Origin of the sequence: Nostoc flagelliforme FACHB-838, from assembly GCF_014698065.1 — a bacterium.
Lineage (GTDB): Bacteria > Cyanobacteriota > Cyanobacteriia > Cyanobacteriales > Nostocaceae > Nostoc > Nostoc flagelliforme_B.
Genome location: NZ_JACJSI010000725.1, coordinates 1 through 1,569 on the forward strand (window position 1 = coordinate 1; position 1,569 = coordinate 1,569).

The window sequence follows — 1,569 nt, forward strand, 5'->3', positions numbered from 1 at the left end:
CAAAACGGAGAGTTTGATCCTGGCTCAGGATGAACGCTGGCGGTATGCTTAACACATGCAAGTCGAACGGTGTCTTCGGACACAGTGGCGGACGGGTGAGTAACGCGTGAGAATCTGCCTTCAGGTCTGGGACAACCACTGGAAACGGTGGCTAATACCGGATGTGCCGAGAGGTGAAAGGTTAACTGCCTGAAGATGAGCTCGCGTCTGATTAGCTAGTTGGAAGTGTAATGGACTCCCAAGGCGACGATCAGTAGCTGGTCTGAGAGGACGATCAGCCACACTGGGACTGAGACACGGCCCAGACTCCTACGGGAGGCAGCAGTGGGGAATTTTCCGCAATGGGCGAAAGCCTGACGGAGCAATACCGCGTGAGGGAGGAAGGCTCTTGGGTCGTAAACCTCTTTTCTCAGGGAAGAAAAAAATGACGGTACCTGAGGAATAAGCATCGGCTAACTCCGTGCCAGCAGCCGCGGTAATACGGAGGATGCAAGCGTTATCCGGAATGATTGGGCGTAAAGCGTCCGCAGGTGGCAATGTAAGTCTGCTGTTAAAGAGTGAGGCTCAACCTCATAAGAGCAGTGGAAACTACATAGCTAGAGTACGTTCGGGGCAGAGGGAATTCCTGGTGTAGCGGTGAAATGCGTAGAGATCAGGAAGAACACCGGTGGCGAAGGCGCTCTGCTAGGCCGTAACTGACACTGAGGGACGAAAGCTAGGGGAGCGAATGGGATTAGATACCCCAGTAGTCCTAGCCGTAAACGATGGATACTAGGCGTGGCTTGTATCGACCCGAGCCGTGCCGTAGCTAACGCGTTAAGTATCCCGCCTGGGGAGTACGCCGGCAACGGTGAAACTCAAAGGAATTGACGGGGGCCCGCACAAGCGGTGGAGTATGTGGTTTAATTCGATGCAACGCGAAGAACCTTACCAAGGCTTGACATGTCGCGAATCCTGGTGAAAGCTGGGAGTGCCTTCGGGAGCGCGAACACAGGTGGTGCATGGCTGTCGTCAGCTCGTGTCGTGAGATGTTGGGTTAAGTCCCGCAACGAGCGCAACCCTCGTTTTTAGTTGCCAGCATTAAGTTGGGCACTCTAGAGAGACTGCCGGTGACAAACCGGAGGAAGGTGGGGATGACGTCAAGTCAGCATGCCCCTTACGCCTTGGGCTACACACGTACTACAATGCTCCGGACAGAGGGCAGCAAGCCAGCGATGGCAAGCAAATCCCGTAAACCGGAGCTCAGTTCAGATCGCAGGCTGCAACTCGCCTGCGTGAAGGAGGAATCGCTAGTAATTGCAGGTCAGCATACTGCAGTGAATTCGTTCCCGGGCCTTGTACACACCGCCCGTCACACCATGGAAGCTGGTAGTGCCCGAAGTCATTACTTCAACCTGCAAAGGAGAAGGATGCCTAAGGCAGGACTGGTGACTGGGGTGAAGTCGTAACAAGGTAGCCGTACCGGAAGGTGTGGCTGGATCACCTCCTTTTTAGGGAGACCTACACCCCTTAGAAATCGAAAAGCATACAGCTATATAGATACTAAGTTGGTCTAACCTAGGTCGGTCG

1 rRNA gene is annotated in these 1,569 nt (G+C 54.2%); it reads left to right on the forward strand.

From position 1 onward, the window contains the following. The first annotated feature begins 1 nt into the window (after position 1). Positions 2-1,490, forward strand: a 16S ribosomal RNA gene (locus H6G97_RS51165). Positions 1,491-1,569 lie beyond the last annotated feature (79 nt).